Origin of the sequence: Candidatus Njordibacter sp. Uisw_039, from assembly GCF_047730075.1 — a bacterium.
Lineage (GTDB): Bacteria > Pseudomonadota > Gammaproteobacteria > Pseudomonadales > Balneatricaceae > Njordibacter.
In genome coordinates this window covers 815018-835070 of record NZ_CP159831.1, presented here as the reverse complement: position 1 = coordinate 835070, position 20053 = coordinate 815018, and the positions used below count along the sequence as shown (strand labels likewise).

Sequence of the window (20053 nt, the reverse complement as noted above, 5' to 3'; positions counted from 1 at the left end):
GGTGGATTAATCGAGCAAATTAGCGCCAATTTAGCAGCCAAATTATCGCCTTTAACCGGCCTCTTTCCACGCCACAGATACACCATGAGGGTAACGACCATCTATACGTTTAATAGTGCTAGATTTAGCGACAAAATGACTATGATAGACCTTCATTAAACGCTGTAATCTAGGCAATACTTGGTCGCGTCCAAGTACTAAAACAATACTGTTATGCAAGCGCAATTCAACCGCTCCCCGGCGGGCCATAGTCAGTTGGTCGATAGTCAGATCATCCCGCCCGACCAACCAACTCATTTGTCGAAACAATTCGCTCATAGCCCATACACTGCCTTCAGGGCCTGCCAGCATCGGCAACTGTTCAAAGCCCACCACCTGACTAGGATTCACTAACACCAAATCACCCTCATGGTTGATGAAGCCACCACCTCGCCAGCGGGCCATGAAAATCTGCCGTGGCGCCTCAACCATCAACCTATTGGGCCAAACACGACTAACCTTGGCGCCATTAACCCAGGAGTGGCTCTCTACCTCTTGTCTAATAAGTTGTAAATCTGCTCCAAAAAAAGAATCAGACAAATGGGCATTTAGTTGAGCCTGTAATATTATTTTTTCCGAAGCCGGTATATCTGTTTGCAAAATAATTTGCTGTAATGGACGCTGCAACCAGGGCTGAATGGCTTGCCAAGTTAGCAGTCCTGCTGTCATTAGCACCAGTGCCAACAGAAACTTAGCACTCCAACTCCAATGTACTGTTTGCGCCCCGTCAGACATCGTCATCTCCCAGCCTTCGCTCGAGCCAACGCTAAATTCAAAATAACTAGGGTTAATTGCGCAAAGTTCAGCCCCGCCGCTTCCGCAGCCATAGGTACCAAACTGTGACTGGTCATACCTGGCGTGGTATTCACTTCTAACAACCAATTTCGCCCCTGCTTATCACGCATCACATCGATGCGTCCCCAATCTCGACAACCTAACACTTGAAACGCGCAGCGGCACTCGTCCTGCATACTCTGCTGCTGTGTTCGCGTCATTGGGTTGTCGAACAAATAACGTGTCTTATCGGAGTAATATTTGGCTTGTAGGTCGTAAAACGCATTATCTGTTTCTAGACGAATGGCCGGCAAAGAAAGGTCATTGAGTATAGGCACCGTGTACTCATCACCGTCGATAAATTGCTCTGCCATCACTTCACGGTCATATTCTGCTGCATCTTGATATGCCCACTCTAAGGTTGCGGCAGAATCAACGATATTAATTCCTAAGCTTGACCCTTCATGAACCGGCTTAACCACCAAAGGCAATCCAAGACGTTTGGCAACCTCTGCCCAATTGCTCGCATCATTTAGAACTTCATAGGCTGGAGTTCTCAACCCTTGCGCTAACCAAACCAATTTGGTCATGAGCTTATTCATGCCCAAACTAGAGGCTAGAACGTCACAACCTGTGTAAGGCACTGCCATAAATTCAAGTACACCTTGAAGCGTTCCATCCTCACCGCCACGGCCATGAAGGATGATAAACGCCGCATCCATACCAGCCTGCTGTAGTTGAGTCACCTGATCTTGGCCATCGGCACCTAAGTCTAGACCAAAGGCATTCACACCGGCACTTTGTAAGTGACCCAAAACTTGCTTGCCACTCATCAAAGAAATTTCGCGTTCAGCCGAAGTTCCACCATAAATAACCGCAATACGGGCCTTGGGTACCTTGAGCAAGTGCGCCCAACTCTGGGACAGATTGATATTTGTCATTTAGCTGTCTTCTTGTTGTATTTTGTCAAGCAGTGCCCGGGAAATTTGTCCAATATCACCGGCGCCTTGAGTTAATAATAGATCACCGTCGCACAAAATATTTTCTAACACAGGTGCTACAGCGGCTCCACGCTCTACGAATATTGGATCTACTTGGCCCCTTGATCGAATACTGCGGCACAAACTACGGCCATCGGCACCGTTGATCGGCTCTTCTCCTGCAGGATAAATATCCAATAAAACCAATATATCTACACGTGATAACACATCCACAAAGTCTTCATATAAATCTCGTGTTCGAGAATATCGATGGGGCTGGTACACCATCACTAACCGACGACCTGACCAACCCGCACGAATAGCATCAATGGTTGCCGACACTTCTCGGGGATGGTGCCCATAATCATCCACTAAGGTTGCAGTGCCCTGCTGTGCTGGGTAATCACCTAACACCTGGAAACGTCGACCGACACCTGAGAATTCATTTAACCCACTGACAATATGCTCGTCCCCAACTTCTAAATCTGTAGCAACTGCGATGGCTGCTAGGGCATTTTGGACATTGTGTTTACCGGGCATATTGAGGGAGATATCTAGGTCCTTATGACCTTGTCTACACACGGTAAACGAAGTAACCATGCCTTTTTGGTGAAGGTTGATGGCTTTTACATCAGCGTTTTCGTCAAAACCATAGGTCATTAAGGGCCGACTCACTTGGGGTAATATTTCCCATACCACCGGGTCATCCACACACACGATGGCAAGGCCATAAAACGGAAGGTTGTGCAAGAATTCAACAAAGGTTTTCTTTAACCGGTTAAAGTCTCCTTCATAGGTGGACATATGGTCGGCATCGATATTGGTGACAATAGAAGTTAACGGCTGTAGATGCAAAAAAGACGCATCACTTTCATCAGCTTCTGCAACTAGGTAAGAACTCGCCCCTAGTTTTGCATTCGTTCCCGAGCTTGTCAGTTTGCCACCGATAACAAAAGTGGGATCTAACCCCCCCGCCGCCAAAATTGCAGCCACCAAAGAAGTGGTGGTAGTTTTCCCATGGGTACCAGCAACGGCAATACCATGCCGGTAGCGCATCAATTCAGCCAACATTTGTGCCCTTTGCACAATAGGAATGCGATGCGCCCGCGCCGCCACTAGCTCTGGATTTTCTTCGGCCACGGCAGTAGACACGACGACTACGTGAGCACCACGAACATTAGCATCTTGGTGACCTATAAAAACCTGCGCACCTTGACTTGCCAATCGCTGTGTCACTGGGCTTACTTTTATATCAGAGCCACTTATTTCGTATCCTTGGTTAAGCAACACTTCAGCGATACCGCACATTCCAACACCACCAATACCTACAAAATGAATACGTTTGATGCGTCGCATTTCCGGAATTGTGTATTGATTTGGTGGGGTGAATTTAACCACGGGCAATCTCCATGCAATGTTGTGCTACATTGTAAGCGGCCTTTGGTGCAGCGCAGGTTAAGGCTGCAGTGGCCATATTATTTAGTTTTGATGGGCGGCTTTGTAAAACCCTAATATTTTGACTAAGGGTTGCTGGCGACAGCTGCGTTTGTGGCAATAAGATGGCTGCGCCAGCTTGCACTAACACATTAGCATTGGCCGTTTGGTGATCGTCTACAGCGGAAGGATAGGGCACCAATATAGACGCCATGCCAGCGCCAGCCAACTCGCTTACAGTTAAAGCTCCCGCGCGGCAAATGACTAAATTGGCCCATGCATAAGCCATTCCCATGTCGTCAATATAAGCATCTACTTGTGCCGCAACCTGAGCTTTATCATATCCAACTTGGGTTACCTTGTGATGTTTTGGTCCCGTTTGATGCCATATTTGTGGCCGCTCATTACTGGCCAATAATGCCATCGCTATGGGCACTACTTCATTAAGGATAAGCGCACCTAAGCTGCCGCCTACAATCAATATCCGAAGCCCATTATGGTCTGACTTATGAGCAATGATATTGGATCGTAATGGGTTACCAACTGTGATGGCCCGCCTATCAGCAAAACTGCCAGCAAACGCTTGTAAGGTTCTGCTGGCAAACGGGCGCAATAAACGGTTTGTGAGCCCGGGAATTGCATTTTGTTCATGTAAAATGAGTGGTACTCCTAATAATTTGGCAGCCAAACCCCCAGGACCAGCGACAAATCCACCCATACCCAAAACACAATGAGGTTTAAAGCCGCGGATAACCTTAATTGACTGCAACAAAGATTTGAATAAACGCCAAGGCGCCAACAACAAAGACCATTTACCTTTGCCTCGCAAACCCACCACATCAATGCAATGTAAATAAAACCCTGCGTCTGGCACCAAACGAGCTTCAATGCCTCTGCCTGTGCCCAACCATTCTACTTTCCAATTCTGTGCCTGCAAGATTTCAGCAGTAGCTAAAGCAGGATAAACATGACCGCCTGTTCCTGCTGCCATAATCAGTAAACGTTTTGAATTTGCTTGACGATTCAATTTAGTCATGACGCCAGTCCTGCTTTTTAGCTTCATCACCAAACCATTGATCAACGTCATCAAGTCCTAGAGTCGCTTCAGGGCTTGGGGTATCTAATGGTCTATAAGGAGAAGATTCGTGAAAAGCATCCTCACTAAATGAGCCAGCATAAGTGGCATTATTTTCCATCGAAATACGCAACAAAATACCCAAACTACTGGCACAAGCCAACATACTACTGCCACCGTAGCTAACAAAGGGTAGCGTTAACCCCTTGGTCGGTAATAACCCTAAGTTGACTCCTATATTAATTATAGCTTGCACGGCAATCAGCAATACTAAGCCGTAGCCTAAGTAGGCTGAAAAATAGCGCCCTAAGCGTTCGGCTTTTTGACCCACCTGCAGGCCACGCACGATTAGCACGCCATACAAAGCCACAACAATCACAGCACCAAAAGCACCCCACTCTTCAGCCAGCACAGAATATACAAAGTCCGTATGGGCTTCTGGCAAGTAAAATAACTTTTGCATACTCTGGCCCAAACCTTCACCAAACCAGCCACCCCGGCCAAATGCAATTTGCGCCTGCGTTAATTGATAACCGCTACCAAAGGGATCACTCCATGGATCTAGGTAGGTCGTTAACCGTTGTACCCGGTATTCAGCAGCTGAAATTATCACTGCACCTGCGGCGCTAGCAGCCGCAATCACTATAGAAATATGACGTTTACGCATACCTCCTAAAAAGAACATGCCTAGCACGGCACACATCATTACCACCACCGCTCCAAAGTCTGGCTCTAATAAAAACAGCACAATAAATGTGACTAACACTACTAAGGATTTTGAGAACCCCCACAAACTATTGCGAACTTCTTCCTGCTGGCGCACCAAATACCCCGCCATAAAGGCTACCACTGCTACTTTGGAAAATTCAGAAGGCTGCAAACTCAATGATCCTATAGGAATCCATCGGGTACTGCCGTTGACATTGCGGCCTAGACCGGGAATCAATACGGCAACCAATAACAGCACCGCCAATAGCAACAGATATGGGCTCTGTTTTTGCCATACGTGCACTGGCGTCATCAAGCAAACCATGAGACTACCGCCGCCCAAAAACATGAATAAAAGTTGGCGCTTACTCTGATAAAAAGGGTCGTTGAACTTAATCGCCACCACATCCATAGAAGCCGATGTAATCATAACGTAACCAATAAGCGCTAATGCCAATGCCGGCAAAAACAAAGCTAAATCCAACCTTTGACTGATCACCGTACGCCACTGCTCAGATACAGAGATCATGTTAAGGCCCATACCAATTTTGCGAAGTGATCGCCTCTTGCCTCAAAACTTGAATAGGCATCAAAGCTTGCACACGCTGGTGACAACAACACCAAATCTCCACTAACAGCCTGCTGATACGCCAGACTTACAGCTTCTTGCATATCTTTTGCATGGCTAAACGCTACCTTTTCAGCCAACGCCTGCTCAATGTGTTTAGCGTCCTCACCAATCAATAGTGTTTGTTTGCCATAACGTGATAACGGCGCAACAAGATCAGAAAAGTCTGCGCCCTTGCCTACGCCACCTGCAATAAGAATGATCTTGCCAGCTAGGCCGGGCCCTAGACCTTCTAACGCCGCTACAGTGGCACCTAAATTTGTACCTTTAGAATCATTGATGTAATCAACACCACCGATATTAGCCACTCGCTCACATCGATGTGGCAAACCTGTGAACGTTGCCAGGGTATTAACCATAGCATCCATTGGTAGACCAACCGCCTGCCCTAACGCCAATGCAGCAAGGGCGTTAGCAACGTTATGACGACCAGACATTGCCATTTTTTTTACCGCCATGAGTGGCTGTAAACCCTGTGCCAACCATTCATCAACGCCCTCTTTGCGCAAACCAAATTGGCCTACATCAGGATCGCCTAAACTAAATCGCGTTTGAGTGACAGTGTCTGGCACTAGTGGATTAGTAAGTGCATCATCAGCATTAACGACGGCCGCTTTACACGCTTGAAAAACTCGATGTTTTGCTTGATGGTATGCCATAAGATTGTCATATCGATCCATGTGGTCAGGGCTCACATTGAGCACGCAGGCCACGGTAGCACCTAAGCCAGTGGTCGATTCCAACTGGAAGCTAGACAGCTCCAAGACATATAAATCCACATCATTAGCTAACAAAGATACAGAGGGCTCCCCAAGATTACCCCCAACTGCAACGTTTAAACCTGCAGTTTTGGCCATTTGCCCCACTAAACTGGTAACCGTACTCTTAGCGTTAGAACCCGTAATCGCCACAATAGGCACACCAGCAGACCGAGCAGCCTGAGCAAATACGTCTACATCACTGCGTATAGGAACCCCTGCATTGGCCGCTGCTACTAAAGCGGGTTCTTGCATTGATACACCAGGACTTAAAATAATCTGCCTGGCACTGAGGCATAAATCATGAGCAAATTCACCCAAGTGTATAGGTGTATCTGGTTGCTCTGATGTTAGCTGATGAAGAAATGGCGGCTGCGCCCTAGAATCAGCCACCTGAAAACGTTCACCTTGAAGCGCAAAATACTGAGCACAGGCAAGCCCGGTTTTTCCCAAACCAATGATAAGGCTAAAACGATCACTAACTATCAACGACACTGGCAACTAGGCCTCTTAAAAGTTAAAAGTTTATCGTAACTTAAGGGTGGCTAAACCGATCAATACTAATACCACGGTAATTATCCAAAAGCGTACGATTATCCGTGGCTCCGGCCAGCCTTTGAGCTCGAAGTGATGATGTATTGGTGCCATACGGAAGATACGTTTACCGGTCAATTTAAACGAAGCCACCTGTAAAATAACAGACACAGTTTCCATCACAAATACGCCCCCCATAATGAATAACACTAATTCTTGTCGAACGATGACCGCCACAACACCCAAAGCAGCACCTAAGGCTAATGCGCCAACGTCACCCATAAACACTTGGGCAGGATAAGTGTTAAACCATAAAAAGCCCATTCCGGCCCCTACAATCGCGGCACAAAACACCACCAGTTCTCCCGCACCGCTAATGTAAGGAATGTTAAGGTATTCAGCAAATACCGAATGGCCCGTTAAATAAGCAAACACTGCCAAGGCCCCAGCAATCAGCACCGTAGGTAATATCGCCAGACCATCCAAACCGTCAGTGAGATTGACGGCGTTTGAAGTACCCACAATGACAAAGTAGGTGAGAGCAATATATAGCACGCCAATATTAATACCGACGGTTTTGAAAAATGGCACTATAAGCTCCAATTCCTGAGGAGTTTGAGCGCTATAGTACAAGAATAAAGCCGCCCCTAGCCCCCCAACGGATTGCCAAAAATACTTCCAGCGGGCAATAAGTCCACGGGAATTTTTTTCTACCACCTTACGGTAATCATCGACCCAGCCTACGGCACCAAACACACCAGTTACGGCGATGGTGACCCAGATATAACGATTGGTTAAGTCACCCCACAACAAGGCGCTAATGAGAATAGCCACCAATATAAGGGCGCCACCCATGGTAGGAGTGCCAGCTTTCAGCAAATGACTTTGGGGTCCGTCTTCACGGATTGATTGGCTAATTTGTTTAGCTTTTAAATGTTTGATCATATACGGACCAATAGCCATGGCAATAAACAAGGCGGTGAGCACCCCCATAATGCCTCGCATGGTGAGGTAATGAAAAACACCAAAGGCGCTGTAATACTGAGCTAAATAATCTGCTAACCATAACAACATGGGCTAGATTCCACCGTTAATTAATTTTTCTACGACCTGGTCCATTTGGCTAGATCGGGATCCTTTAACCAAACAACTCAAGCCCACTTTTGGAAGCTGTTGAAAACAGCTGGACAAATCTTCCTTGTTTACACAAACCTTGCCGAAGTTACCGCCTTTTTGCAGATAACTCTCAACAGCCGCAGCCGCTAATGGACCGAAACCATAAAATTGTTCTATACCTGCTGCCGCAACATGGGCACCAATACGTTGATGCAGCTGCAGCTCTTGCTGGCCTAATTCGCCTAAATCACCCAGCATAAAACACCGCTGTCCATGGCACTCTTGCAGCACCGCAATAGCAGCTTTTACAGATCCTGGATTGGCATTATAGGTATCGTCAATGACACAACGATTGTGGCTTAATTGGTGGCTCACAAGGCGTCCTTGGTAAGGCCTAACTTGGCCCAAACCTATGGCAATTTGATCTAGGGATAACCCCAGAGCCAATGCGGCGGCGGCGGACGCCAAGGCATTGGCAACGTTATGCTGTCCTAACAATTGCAAATCTACTTGTCGCTGCTGCTGGCCTAGATGCAGAATAAAGCGGCTGCCTTGTGGTGTACGTTGGATGCCACTGGCATACACACTAGCCTTTTCATTGGTTAGACTGAAACTCCATACACGCCTATACTTAGCAAGCGCTTGCCATTGTTGAATGTGGCGATCATCTAAATTAAGTACCACTTGACCCTGGTCAGAAAGCTCCGAAATAATTTCACCTTTGGCTTTAACCACGCCATCTAAGCTACCAAAACCAGACAAATGGGCTTCTTGGGCATTGTTCAAAATGGCTACATCTGCCATAACCAACCGGCTGGTATAGGCAATTTCTCCAATATGGTTGGCACCAAGTTCTAACACCCGATAGTCAATGTCATCTTGCATACCCCAAAGAGTCAACGGCACACCAATGTCATTATTAAAGTTGCCATGTGTCACTTCAACTTGGCCCGCTTGAAATAACACCTTTTGTAACATTTCTTTAACGGTGGTTTTGCCGCTACTGCCCGTGACTGCAACAAACTGACCATTAAGGCTCTGACGCTTAATAACAGCTAACTGCCCTAGTGCAATTCGAGTATCTGGCACCACCAACTGAGGTAAATCTGTGTCTATTTCCGTACTAACCAACGCTGCACATGCGCCTTGGCTTTGAGCTTGAGCAATAAATTCGTGTCCATCAAAATTTGGGCCCACCAAAGCTACAAATAAATCTCCAGCAGCCATACTACGTGTGTCGGTAGATAATTGACTAAAGACCGCTTCTCCAATGACATAACTGGACGGCACTTTGTGAGAAAGTTCAGCTAAGCTAAAGGAAGCCATTAATTCAACCCTCCCGCAAGAGCGACCAACACCTGTTCGTGGTCACTAAAGTGGTGTTTATGTCCCTGAACATCTTGATAGGTTTCGTGGCCTTTACCAGCAATAAGTACGATATCACCGGCTTTAGCACGCCCCATAGTTAAAGCAATGGCTAGGCTGCGATTACCTTCTATCACTACTTTGTCTCGGCGCTTAAATCCCTTACCAATGTCTGATAAGATTTTCTCACTCGGTTCTGTTCGTGGATTGTCGTCAGTAACTACCACGTGATCAGCCCATGTTTCTGCAATGCTTGCCATTTTTGGCCGTTTGCCCGCATCTCGGTCTCCACCGCACCCAAATACCACCCATAGCTGACCATGAGCCACATGCTCTTTGGCAGCCATTAACGCCTGCTCTAAGGCATCAGGGGTATGGGCGTAATCAACAATGGCCTGTGGCTTGTTTTTTGATTGCTGCTCGCTGCCTATTAGCTGCATCCTGCCACATACTGTACTGAGGTTGTTGATTGCAAAGGTCGCTGATGACAGGTCAATTTTATGCAATAAGAGCACTGCTAAGGTGGCCAATAGGTTGCTTAGATTAAAGCGGCCAATCAGTCCTACTTGCAATAGCGCTTGGCCTTTTGGTGTATGTACCATGGCTTCAATGCCATGTTCGTGCTGGGTGATGGTGGACACACCTAAGTCTACATAATCCACTTCTGAAACTTGCGCGCTGTAGGTGTAAGTTTGCACCGAGGGTGCAATTTCGTTAAGTAAGCCACGACCGAAATCATCATCAAAATTAATCACTGCGTGACGTAAACTAGGCCAGTTAAACAGTTGAGCCTTCACTTCACCATACGCTTGCATAGTGCCATGATAATCAAGGTGATCTTGAGTTAAATTAGTGAACACTGCGGTTTCAAAACGACAGCCGTTAAGACGCCCTTGATCTAAACCGTGGGAAGATACCTCTATAGCACACGTCGTTGCCCCTGCTTGCACCATGGCACCTAACTGGCCCTGCATGGTGACTTCATCTGGCGTAGTATTTGGACCCTGCTCCAATGCCTCAAGCAAACCATAACCCAAGGTGCCCATCACACCACAGGTTCGGCCAAGGTCCGAAAAGCACTGAGCGATAAACTGGCTACAGCTGGTTTTACCATTAGTACCGGTAACACCTATCAGTGACATTTGCTGGCTGGGCTCATCATTGATGCGAGCGGCAATTAGGCCCTGGATCGCCGCCAGATTGGATATACCAATAATGGGAACAGTGAGGTTAGATGAGTCCAAATGCAACATCTGTTGGGCATCAATAGCTACCGCCACAGCTCCATTTTCCTGAGCTTGCTTTATATAACTACGCTGCCACTTTGGCTCCCCTAAACAGATGATAAACAAGTCACCTTGTTTTACCTGCCGGCTATCTGATGACACCCCATGTACACAAACTTCTGCCCATTGTTGGGCTTGCCCTGGTAGGGGCATCAGTTCGTATAAACGTTTGGTATCCACATTCAACCTCACTGTTAACCTTGTAATGGCAGCAAATTATCTGGTGCCACATTTAAAAGCCGTAAGCTCTCTGCCATAATGCGAGAAAATACGGGAGCAGCAACTTCGCCACCGTAATATTGCTCACCCTTGGGATCATCAATAATTACCACACACACTAAGCGTGGCTTAGATGCTGGTGCCATGCCAGCAAAAACTGCGGCATACACATCGTCGTTATAACCGCCATCTTTAGACGGTTTATGTACTGTGCCAGTTTTACCAGCAACACGAAAAGACGGCACCCTAGCACGAGTTCCCGTACCACCTTTTTGGGTCACAGTTTCTAGCATAGCAATCACTTGTTTAGCTACATGTTCTGGCATTACTCGCTCGGCTTCTGGCACCTGCTCTTGTTTCAACATAGAAATGGGACGTTTAAGCCCATAGCTGGCGAATACCCCATAGGCCTGAGCCAATTGTAACGGTGTTACAGCAATGCCATAACCATAAGCCATGGTGGCTAAATTAATGGGGTTCCACTTAGTATAACTAGGCAGAATTCCCGTACTCTCACCCGGAAAACCAGTGGCGGTTGCCTGACCCAAGCCAAAGCTATAAAAGGTTTCTCTTACACTATTTTCTGGTAGCGATAAGGCCAATTTAGTGACCCCTACATTGCTTGATTTAGTGATAATACCGGTGATATCTAATACGCCGTAGTTGCGATGATCCCTTATAGTCTTGCGTTTAACCTTTATAAATCCCGGGTTGGTATCAACCTTACTATCCGGACCATACTGTCCGCTCATCAAGGCCGCCGCAATGGTAAGAGGCTTCATGGTTGAGCCGGGCTCTAGTACATCGGTCATAGCACGATTACGCAAACTGTCGATACTCATAACTGAACGATTATTCGGGTTGTAAGCCGGCTGATTAACCATCGCCAATATTTCACCCGTCTGTACATCCAAAACCACAGCTGAACCCGAAGATGCTTTGTGCTGCTGCACTACGGCTTTGAGTTCACGATAGGCCACATATTGCATCCTTAAATCGATGCTTAAATTTAGATCTTTTCCAGGCTGTGCGTTGGACAATAACTGTAGGTCCTTAACAGTTCGTCCAGTGCGGTCTTTTTGCACTACCTTCTTACCAGACGTCCCCTGCAACCAAGATTCATAAGCTAGCTCCATACCTTCTTGGCCTTGGTCATCAACATTGTTAAAACCTACCAAGTGAGTAGCCACTTCTGCTGCAGGATAATAACGATGGAATTCCTCAACTCCGTGCACGCCTTGCCACTTATGCTCCAGTACAGCCTCCGCATCGGCTGGATTAACATGTCGCTTAAGGTACATAAACTCCTTGTCTTTCATACGCGCTAAGCGTTTTAAAAACTCAACTTCAGATAAACCCAAGCTTTGAGCAACCTGTTTAGCATGCTCGAGATCTTCACCCAACACTTGCGGGTTGGCCCACAAACTAACCACTGGCGCACTAACTGCTAAAGGTTCTCCTCGGCGGTCTAAAATCATGCCTCTATGCGCAGGAATAAGCACTTCGCGTACCATACGGGCGTCACCTTGGCGCATTAAAAAAGAACGCTCAGTTAAATTAAGGTGCACTAAACGCCAAACCACAACCGATGCCACAACTAATAAAATTAACCATACCCAGCGCATACGCCATGGGTATTCCATGGCATTCATGGCTGCCGCACCAAAATAATTTGTTGAGCGACTGGCACTCCCATGCCTAACTGCTCAGTCACCATCGATTCTACACGGCTATGGGAAGCCCAAGCGCTTTGCTCAAGCAGCAACTGGCCCCACTCCACCTGCATGGCATTACGGTCTCTTTCTAGCTGATGCAGGTGATTGATATGCCCCCTAGCTTCAAACGAGCTGTAAACAACAAATTGAGCACTAATAACTAACAACACCAACAGCAAAAACCCAAGCAACATAGCGTAACGTTCGGCCTGTAAGCTCGCACGCTTTAACCACATATTGAGGTTTTCGCTCATGTCTTTCATTCGATTTTTTCTGCCACACGCATCACCGCACTGCGAGACCGAGGGTTAACCTCAATTTCATAGGGAGTAGGCTTACGAGCTTTGCCCAAGAGCGTTAAGCGCCGCTTTAACTGATCTTCGGTCACAGGTAAGCCGCGAGGGATGTGAGAGTCGCCTTTGGCGTGCTCACGCATAAAACGCTTAACAATACGGTCTTCCAAGGAATGAAAACTAATCACCACTAAACGGCCCCCAGGTGCCAATATTTCAAGTGCCGCTTGCAAACCCACTTCTAAATCTTTTAGTTCCTGGTTGATGTGTATACGTATACCCTGAAACGCCCGAGTTGAGGGATTTTTACCCTTTTCCCACTTAGGGTTAGCGGCGGCAATAATGCCGGCTAATTGCTTGGTGGTGGTAATAGGCTGCTGTTGACGATGCTCGACAATAGCCCGCGCCATTCTTCGAGAGAAACGCTCTTCGCCATAATGGTAAAGCACATCCGCTATTTCTTCCGCACCTGCCCGCGCCAACCACTGCGCAGCAGATTCGCCTGCGTCAGGATTCATACGCATATCTAATGGGCCATCATATTGAAAACTAAAGCCGCGGCTGGCATCGTCTATTTGTGGTGATGAAACACCCAAGTCCAACAAAATGCCATGCACATGCCCAAAACAGTGATGCTGCTGGGCAACTTGGTCCATGTTTGCAAAAGAGGTTTGAGTGATAGATAAACGCGAATCGTTGGCAATCATCACCTGCGCCTGCGTAATGGCCAAAGGGTCTTTATCAAAGGCCTGTAATCGTCCTTGAGGACTTAGGTGTTGCAGGATAAGACCGCTGTGCCCACCACGGCCAAAAGTTCCGTCCATATAAACACCATCGGTATCGTGTACCAATAACTCTACAGCTTCATCAAGTAAGACGGTTTTGTGGTTAAAGTCTTGTGTCATTTCAGTTCCATTAATAACGTCAGTCATTCACCGACTACAAGGACAACTGATGCAAGAGTTCCGGCAGCTCTTCAGTGTTGCTGTTGGCCTGCAAATAGGTTTCACGGCGCGCATTCCATAAGGACTCACTCCACAGTTCAATTTTTTTACCTTGACCTAGCAGAATGGCTTTCTTATCTAACTGAGCATATTCTCTCAGCAGCGTCGGTAGCAAAATACGCCCATTAGCATCGAGCTCAAGGTCTGTGGCATGGCCAATCAACAAACGTTGGATACGTCTAGCGGTGGGGTTGAAGCTGGGTAGTTGTTCTAATTTTTGCTGAATCAAATCCCATTCAATTAATGGATAAATCATTAAACAAAGCTCTTCGGTATCAATAGTAACCACAAGCTGGGGGTTGACGCTAGGTTCTGATTTATCAATGAATAGATCGCGAAAACGCACAGGCATAGCTATACGTCCTTTGGTATCTATATTGATTGTTGCAGCACCACGAAACATCATTTACTTCCCAAAACTTATTCAATATAGGGAAAAAATACCACTTTTCCCCACTTTTATCCACTTTATAAGTGTAGGTAGATCATAGCTATATTGCAAGTGAAAAGATAAAGTTACTTGATGCTGCTAAATTAGAAAGGTAACAGGCTTTATAATAAGCCTTGCAAGACCTGACTAGGCACAAGTATATGCTTAGAAATAAGCTTTTTTGCCGCCTCAAGATCTCTAGCCAGAACGGCAGTGACTAGCTGCTCATGCTCCATTTGATTAACGTCGAAAGCGCCGTGGCCAGCATTGTGCCGTAACCACAAGTTTCGGTAGCGCGATGCCTTTTCATAAAGGTCTAAACGCACCCTAAGCAACTCCTCAGAACCGCAACCTTTTACAATGGCATAATGAAACTGTTGATGAAGCTGTTCCCAGGCCTGTAGATCACCATCTGCCTGCAACAGACCAGCATTGGATTGAAGCCTATAAGCTGCGGCAACGATGCCTGCCTCCCAAGCTTCATCACCCCGTTCAATGGCCAACCCTACACACAAAGACTCAATATGTGCCCGAGTGTCATAAATGTCTACCAACTCTGACTGCGTCACAGGACATACCCGATAACCACGCTGGTCTTGGACTTGCACTAGTTGCATCACCACAAGCTGTGACAATGCCTCCCGCAATGGATTCACACCAACTTGATAGCGCTCTTTTAAGGCGTTCATTTTTAGCTTATGGCCGGCTGCAAAGAGCCCAGTCAAAATATCTTGCTTCAAATGGTGCAACACCTTGGCAGCTGAATTTTCTTGAGGCATGGAATTAATTTACCCATTTGAGACTAATGTCGATATTTTAATACCTAAAGGCCATGAATATCAATCTAGCCCTAAACCATGGCCTTCATCTTTTAACCATTGTTTTGCATCTTGATAATTTGGCAAAACCCGTTGCACTTGCAGCCAAAACTCTGGCCCATGATGCATGTGCAGTAAATGGCATAATTCGTGCACCACAACACTGTCAACTACCGCACTAGGCGCCATCATTAGCTTCCAATTAAATTGTATTTGGCCACGATCATTACAGCTACCCCAGCGGGCTCGATAGGTTTTAATTTCAATAGACTTAGGCCAAGCGCCTACCAACGGAGAAAAATAGCTGACTCGCTGCTCTATATGTACTTGAGCTTGCAGCTTATACCAGCGCACAAGAGCATTGCGCACCCAACCAAGCTTAGCCTCAGGGACACTAACTACTAGCTCAGATGGGCCTCTAAGCCCAGTGCTAAAAGCGCCTTGGCACACCTGTAAAACTAATTTTCGATCTAAAAAAGCTAACTGCTCACCACAAACATAATGCCGCTCAGCCTGAAACTTTGCTTGATCCTGCAGCGTGAGTTTTGCCAATATCCAAGCACTTTTAGACTCTAACAGAAGCCGAAGTTCAGCCTTAGAACTAGCTTTGGGCGCCAATACGACCACTTGCCCCGATGACAACCTAAAACCCACACTACCTTTACGTCGAGTACGCTTGATAACAGCCACAAAACCATTCATAGCTACTGTTTCTGGAGACGATGAAGTCATAGAGGCTTACGAGTAACCCAAGTGCACGATAGATAGGTCATGTCGATCTAATTTACCCCATAACATGTCTTTCAGCTGTGGTGGAAACACCTCTACGTCTGCAAGTTCCCGCTGCGTCAACCAACGTGCCTGAGAAATAGATCTTACCTCTTCATCCAGGCCTTCCAAGTTCTTTAACGAAACCTCACCTTGCCAGTGATCAACCATATAAAACTGCTCAAAATGATAAATACCCCTAGATATCTCACAAAACTCACGGACGAACAGCAACTCACCCACTGTTACAGACAAACCTGTCTCCTCCCATACTTCCCGCTTAACCGTGTTACGTGTATTCCCATCTTTATCCTCAAAACCACCACCAGGAGGTACCCAATAAGACCATTCACCGTCATTTTCATTGACCATTAAAATACGATCTTGATCAATTAAAAGACCGGCTGCTCGAATACGATGCCGCATAGATTTCCCCTTTACAGGATAAAAACTCAGGTTAGCACAGACCGGTGAATTTAGATGTTTCGGCAACTTCAACATAACTAAGCGAGGGGCAAATGCGATGCAACCAGAAAAAATAGAAGTGGGCATAAAAGGTGAGAAAGCCCGCCGCATAAGCCGGGTTCTGTCGTGGACAGTCATTCATCTAGGACCTGCGTCGCCACAGGCCTCTTGCGACCTACCCGAACCCAGTGCGGGCCGCACCTAATGGGTTCCTATTTGGTCTTGCTCCAAGTGGGGTTTACCATGCCGTAACGTGTTACCACGTACGCGGTGCGCTCTTACCGCACCCTTTCACCCTTACCGCCCGATAAATCGGGGTTGGCGGTTTACTCTCTGCTGCACTGGCCGTCGGCTCACGCCGCCCAGGTGTTACCTGGCACCTTGCCCTATGGAGCCCGGACTTTCCTCCCCTACTCAAACACTTAAATGTAGAGTAGCAGCGACTGTCTGGCGGACTTTCTCGCGGGCAGAATACCGAGTTTACATGGCGTTGGCAAGGTTAAATGTTGGCTAACAAACACTTACTTGCCTTGCAACTCTAGAGCCCGGTCATACAATGCCTTTTTCTTGTGCCCAGTAATAGCCGCCGTAACAGCCGCTGCCTTTTTAATAGGTAGCTCTGCCAGCAACAATGTCAGCATACGCTCTTCTTCTGGGCCAATATCTTGCAGTTGTTCTGGCTCTGCGCCCTCAATCAGCACCACAAACTCGCCTTTTTGCTGGTTGTGATCAGCCGCCAACCAAGCTTGTACTTCACTTGCCGGCGCACCATAAACCGTTTCAAAGGTTTTGGTGAGTTCCCGGGCCAACACCAGGTGTCTGTGAGGGCCCATTACCGAGACAATGTCATCCACCGTAGCAACGATACGATGGGGAGATTCATAGAATACTTGGGTATGAGCAACACTGTCTAATTGTTGCAGCTGCTGTTTACGGCCACTGCTTTTGGCAGGTAAAAAACCATAAAAGCTAAATCGGTCAGTGGCTAAGCCTGACACACTAAGTCCTGCGATTAATGCACAGGGGCCCACCACTGGCACGACCTGATAACCCGCATCCCGAACTGCACTTACTAAGTGATACCCTGGGTCAGAAATAAGTGGAGTTCCAGCATCTGAAATCAAGGCAATTGACTGGCCTTCTGCCAATTTTTGCACCAACATATGTGCGCGTTGGCGTTCATTATGATCATGCACAGCTAGCATAGGGGTAGAAATAGCAAAATGTTGCATTAATCGACCACTATGACGCGTGTCTTCTGCGGCAATGAGATCTACTTTCTTGAGGGTTTCTATAGCCCGGGGGCTTAGGTCTTCTAGGTTGCCGATAGGAGTCGAAACCACGTAAAGAATTGCTGTTGTCATGCCATTGAGCCTTTTAGACTTGTTTGAGCGAGCTTTTATGCTAGGCTTACTTATACTGGATCACCGCGGTGGTCTGAATTAAGTGTATTGTAACCTAAACCACCTAAGCCATAATCACTAAGAATGCTCTATGATCATAATCCGACGCCATCGTTTTCGCTTCATTAGTATTTTATGTGGGTTGGTTTTTCTCAGTGCTTGCCAACAGCAAAATATACGCCCACCAACACCAACACCAACACCAACACCACCTAAACCAACACTAACAACGCCAACGCCAACGCCAACGCCACTAGCGTCAAACAAATCAAATGAAGATGCGATTGTTATTGCATTGGATCTAACTCAGAAAAAAACACCAACATCAACACAACAAAATACCGTCACCAAAGACAACACTGATGCCAGCACAGTAGCTCGCTATAACCCCATGAGTGCAACTAAGCAGCAATCAAGCAACACACTCAGCATCCAAAATAACCAAAACTTAAAAACTTTGCTGGCAGTCACCCCTGAAAATATACCCAGTGCTCCCCAAACGCCTGTAGACCAAGCATTACCTAACCATTTAAACAAAGAGTTACAAAAAATATATAAACTGCCAAAGGCAGTTCGCCAAGGACATTTATTGGCGATGGCCAAGAACATATTAACCATGGGTTATGCTCAGTCGAGTGCCCGATTACTTAAGCAAATAGACTTACATCAATTACCAGAAAATCAACTTGGGCGTTATTTTGAAGTTAAGGCAGAGACTCAGTTAATGCTTGGAGACAGCTTTGGCGCCATTGTTTGGTTGCACCAAGCACAGGGGTTAACGCCCAGTACAGACCCTGACGCAATAGCTGAACGCTTAACCCTTAAAGCCCAGGCATACACAGCTAATGGCCTAGCTCTTGCTGCAGCTAAAGCGCTTATCGTATTAAGCCAATTACCAAACACCGTAGACTCCAGTCAATATAATGAACGAATTTGGAGCGCTCTTACTCAGATTAGCTCCAATACGCTTCGCCAAAATGTCACAACAGCTAACTCAGATACAGCCCGTGCTTGGTACAAGCTAGCGTTACTACCCCTAGCACATCACGATTTAGACCTACAGGTCACTGCCCTAAAACAGTGGCAACAACAATGGCCTACGCACCCAGCTGTTACAAAGCTGCCTGGGGCACTAGCCAGTTTAGCCGACCTTAGGTCACGCCAACCTAAACGTATCGCCTTAGCCATGCCCTTACATGGCAAGTTAGGCAAGGTAGGGCAAGCTGTGGTGGACGGCTTTATGGCCGCTCGCTTTGAGGCCCAGGAAGGCTTAGCAGTGATCCCATTTATCAAAGTATACGACACCACAGGGCTAAGTAGCCTAGATGCACTTTACCTCCAGGCTTCTGCAGATCAGATGGAAATGGTCATCGGCCCTCTCGATAAGGATAAGGTGATTAAACTTAGTCAAAAAGATGCTCTTGCGATACCCACCCTAGCCCTCAATTACATCCCCCTGGGCGCCAATAATAAAACCGCTACCAACTTAGTTCAATTTGGATTAGCTGTAGAGGATGAAGCCACCCAGCTTGCAGCACGCAGCTTAGCTGACGGCCACAAGCGTATTGTTATTTTACACCAAGACCAACCTTGGGCCACCAGAGCGGCACAATATTTTAGTTCTTCTTGGATCGAATTAGGCGGAGAAATCGCAAGCAAGGTGAGCTTTTCTGGCGTTGGTGACCATTCCAAGGCCATTACTCAGGCCTTACTCATCAACCAAAGCCATGAGCGCGCAAAGACGCTCAAACAACAGCTGGCAGGCACTGGTAACAAAGTTAAATTCGAGCCTCGGCGACGTCAGGATGTCGATGCTATTGTGCTATTTTCCTTACCCACAGATGGACGTCAAATTATTCCAACATTGGCCTTCCACTATGCTGCTGACCTTCCAGTATATGCTAGCCACCATATCTACCAAGGCCCCACCAACACGAGTCGTGACCGAGATCTAGAAAAAGTCATTTTTACAGAATTACCTTGGTTAATTGAACAGCCTAACATCCAACAAAAAATTAGTCGAAAATGGCCCGGTAGAGAAAGATACACGCGTTTATTTGCCATCGGTGTTGACGCATATCGTTTGTTCCCTCGGCTTGAACAATTGCAAGATTTTACCAACAGTCGTGTACATGGTGTGACCGGTCTTTTGCAAATGAATAGCCAAGGTCGAATTTTTACCCAGAGTTCATGGGGACGCTTTAAGGCTGGTAAAGTTGTTGTAAACCCAAGGTAATAGTT

General features: G+C 46.8%; 18 protein-coding genes and 1 other RNA gene. 1 reads left to right on the top strand and 18 read right to left on the bottom strand.

Features of this window, described 5'->3' with window-relative positions; translation table 11 throughout:
• Positions 1–51: 51 nt before the first annotated feature.
• From ABXT70_RS04035 to rsmI, 18 genes are all read right to left on the bottom strand, one after another.
• The gene (locus ABXT70_RS04035; RefSeq protein ID WP_443641893.1) at positions 52–780 is read right to left on the bottom strand and encodes a cell division protein FtsQ/DivIB; all 729 of its coding nucleotides are present in this window, start codon (positions 778–780) and stop codon (positions 52–54) included.
• A complete protein-coding gene (locus ABXT70_RS04030; protein WP_443641892.1) occupies positions 777–1754 on the bottom strand; it encodes a D-alanine--D-alanine ligase in 978 nt (325 codons plus the stop codon). Before ABXT70_RS04030 ends, ABXT70_RS04035 begins: the two co-directional genes overlap by 4 nt.
• Positions 1755–3149 (bottom strand): UDP-N-acetylmuramate--L-alanine ligase, encoded by a 1395-nt coding sequence (gene murC / locus ABXT70_RS04025; RefSeq protein ID WP_443642475.1) that lies wholly within the window; start codon positions 3147–3149, stop codon positions 1755–1757. It lies immediately after the preceding gene.
• A 34-nt stretch (positions 3150–3183) separates the two neighbouring features.
• Positions 3184–4263, bottom strand: coding sequence for an undecaprenyldiphospho-muramoylpentapeptide beta-N-acetylglucosaminyltransferase (murG, locus tag ABXT70_RS04020; RefSeq protein ID WP_443641891.1), 1080 nt, complete (start codon positions 4261–4263; stop codon positions 3184–3186).
• Positions 4256–5539 (bottom strand): putative lipid II flippase FtsW, encoded by a 1284-nt coding sequence (gene ftsW, locus ABXT70_RS04015; RefSeq protein ID WP_443641890.1) that lies wholly within the window; start codon positions 5537–5539, stop codon positions 4256–4258. The genes murG and ftsW overlap by 8 nt, the downstream gene beginning before the upstream one ends.
• Positions 5536–6891, bottom strand: a complete 1356-nt coding sequence (gene murD, locus ABXT70_RS04010) for a UDP-N-acetylmuramoyl-L-alanine--D-glutamate ligase (protein ID WP_443641889.1) — start codon at positions 6889–6891, stop codon at positions 5536–5538. The genes ftsW and murD overlap by 4 nt, the downstream gene beginning before the upstream one ends.
• A 30-nt stretch (positions 6892–6921) precedes the next feature.
• Positions 6922–8004, bottom strand: a complete 1083-nt coding sequence (mraY, locus tag ABXT70_RS04005) for a phospho-N-acetylmuramoyl-pentapeptide-transferase (RefSeq protein ID WP_443641888.1) — start codon at positions 8002–8004, stop codon at positions 6922–6924.
• Between the two features lie 3 nt (positions 8005–8007).
• Positions 8008–9372, bottom strand: a complete 1365-nt coding sequence (locus ABXT70_RS04000; protein WP_443641887.1) for a UDP-N-acetylmuramoyl-tripeptide--D-alanyl-D-alanine ligase — start codon at positions 9370–9372, stop codon at positions 8008–8010.
• On the bottom strand, positions 9372–10877 hold the full coding sequence (locus ABXT70_RS03995) for a UDP-N-acetylmuramoyl-L-alanyl-D-glutamate--2,6-diaminopimelate ligase (protein WP_443641886.1): 1506 nt from the start codon (positions 10875–10877) through the stop codon (positions 9372–9374). Before ABXT70_RS03995 ends, ABXT70_RS04000 begins: the two co-directional genes overlap by 1 nt.
• Positions 10878–10891: 14 nt before the next feature.
• Positions 10892–12568: a peptidoglycan D,D-transpeptidase FtsI family protein gene (locus ABXT70_RS03990; protein ID WP_443641885.1), complete on the bottom strand. Its 1677-nt coding sequence runs from the start codon at positions 12566–12568 to the stop codon at positions 10892–10894.
• A complete protein-coding gene (gene ftsL / locus ABXT70_RS03985) occupies positions 12565–12894 on the bottom strand; it encodes a cell division protein FtsL (RefSeq protein ID WP_443641884.1) in 330 nt (109 codons plus the stop codon). Before ftsL ends, ABXT70_RS03990 begins: the two co-directional genes overlap by 4 nt.
• Positions 12891–13829, bottom strand: a complete 939-nt coding sequence (gene rsmH / locus ABXT70_RS03980) for a 16S rRNA (cytosine(1402)-N(4))-methyltransferase RsmH (protein ID WP_443641883.1) — start codon at positions 13827–13829, stop codon at positions 12891–12893. The genes ftsL and rsmH overlap by 4 nt, the downstream gene beginning before the upstream one ends.
• 34 nt (positions 13830–13863) lie before the next feature.
• Positions 13864–14334 carry a division/cell wall cluster transcriptional repressor MraZ gene (mraZ, locus tag ABXT70_RS03975; RefSeq protein WP_443641882.1) on the bottom strand — a complete coding sequence of 157 codons (471 nt, stop codon included), beginning with the start codon at positions 14332–14334 and terminating at the stop codon, positions 13864–13866.
• Positions 14335–14480: 146 nt separating this feature from the next.
• On the bottom strand, positions 14481–15137 hold the full coding sequence (csiR, locus tag ABXT70_RS03970) for a DNA-binding transcriptional regulator CsiR (RefSeq protein WP_443641881.1): 657 nt from the start codon (positions 15135–15137) through the stop codon (positions 14481–14483).
• A gap of 60 nt (positions 15138–15197) precedes the next feature.
• Positions 15198–15908, bottom strand: a complete 711-nt coding sequence (locus ABXT70_RS03965) for a M48 family metallopeptidase (RefSeq protein ID WP_443641880.1) — start codon at positions 15906–15908, stop codon at positions 15198–15200.
• A gap of 6 nt (positions 15909–15914) precedes the next feature.
• The gene (locus ABXT70_RS03960; protein WP_443641879.1) at positions 15915–16370 is read right to left on the bottom strand and encodes an NUDIX domain-containing protein; all 456 of its coding nucleotides are present in this window, start codon (positions 16368–16370) and stop codon (positions 15915–15917) included.
• A 132-nt stretch (positions 16371–16502) separates the two neighbouring features.
• Positions 16503–16868, bottom strand: an RNA gene (gene rnpB / locus ABXT70_RS03955) — RNase P RNA component class A.
• A gap of 62 nt (positions 16869–16930) precedes the next feature.
• Entirely contained in the window at positions 16931–17773 is an 843-nt protein-coding gene (gene rsmI, locus ABXT70_RS03950) for a 16S rRNA (cytidine(1402)-2'-O)-methyltransferase (protein ID WP_443641878.1), read from the bottom strand.
• Between the two features lie 130 nt (positions 17774–17903).
• On the opposite strand from rsmI, the gene ABXT70_RS03945 reads away from it, so the two are divergent.
• A complete protein-coding gene (locus ABXT70_RS03945) occupies positions 17904–20048 on the top strand; it encodes a penicillin-binding protein activator (RefSeq protein ID WP_443641877.1) in 2145 nt (714 codons plus the stop codon).
• Positions 20049–20053: the final 5 nt, after the last annotated feature.

Bases quoted from the DNA above. Each gene is read 5' to 3' on its own strand.
- ABXT70_RS04035 (WP_443641893.1), bottom strand. From the start codon at position 780: ATGACGATGTCTGACGGGGCGCAAACAGTACATTGGAGTTGGAGTGCT.
- ABXT70_RS04030 (WP_443641892.1), bottom strand. From the start codon at position 1,754: ATGACAAATATCAATCTGTCCCAGAGTTGGGCGCACTTGCTCAAGGTA.
- murC (WP_443642475.1), bottom strand. From the start codon at position 3,149: ATGCGACGCATCAAACGTATTCATTTTGTAGGTATTGGTGGTGTTGGA.
- murG (WP_443641891.1), bottom strand. From the start codon at position 4,263: ATGACTAAATTGAATCGTCAAGCAAATTCAAAACGTTTACTGATTATG.
- ftsW (WP_443641890.1), bottom strand. From the start codon at position 5,539: ATGATCTCTGTATCTGAGCAGTGGCGTACGGTGATCAGTCAAAGGTTG.
- mraY (WP_443641888.1), bottom strand. From the start codon at position 8,004: ATGTTGTTATGGTTAGCAGATTATTTAGCTCAGTATTACAGCGCCTTT.
- ABXT70_RS04000 (WP_443641887.1), bottom strand. From the start codon at position 9,372: ATGGCTTCCTTTAGCTTAGCTGAACTTTCTCACAAAGTGCCGTCCAGT.
- ABXT70_RS03990 (WP_443641885.1), bottom strand. From the start codon at position 12,568: ATGAATGCCATGGAATACCCATGGCGTATGCGCTGGGTATGGTTAATT.
- ftsL (WP_443641884.1), bottom strand. From the start codon at position 12,894: ATGAAAGACATGAGCGAAAACCTCAATATGTGGTTAAAGCGTGCGAGC.
- rsmH (WP_443641883.1), bottom strand. From the start codon at position 13,829: ATGACACAAGACTTTAACCACAAAACCGTCTTACTTGATGAAGCTGTA.
- mraZ (WP_443641882.1), bottom strand. From the start codon at position 14,334: ATGATGTTTCGTGGTGCTGCAACAATCAATATAGATACCAAAGGACGT.
- csiR (WP_443641881.1), bottom strand. From the start codon at position 15,137: ATGCCTCAAGAAAATTCAGCTGCCAAGGTGTTGCACCATTTGAAGCAA.
- ABXT70_RS03965 (WP_443641880.1), bottom strand. From the start codon at position 15,908: ATGACTTCATCGTCTCCAGAAACAGTAGCTATGAATGGTTTTGTGGCT.
- ABXT70_RS03960 (WP_443641879.1), bottom strand. From the start codon at position 16,370: ATGCGGCATCGTATTCGAGCAGCCGGTCTTTTAATTGATCAAGATCGT.
- rsmI (WP_443641878.1), bottom strand. From the start codon at position 17,773: ATGACAACAGCAATTCTTTACGTGGTTTCGACTCCTATCGGCAACCTA.
- ABXT70_RS03945 (WP_443641877.1), top strand. From the start codon at position 17,904: ATGATCATAATCCGACGCCATCGTTTTCGCTTCATTAGTATTTTATGT.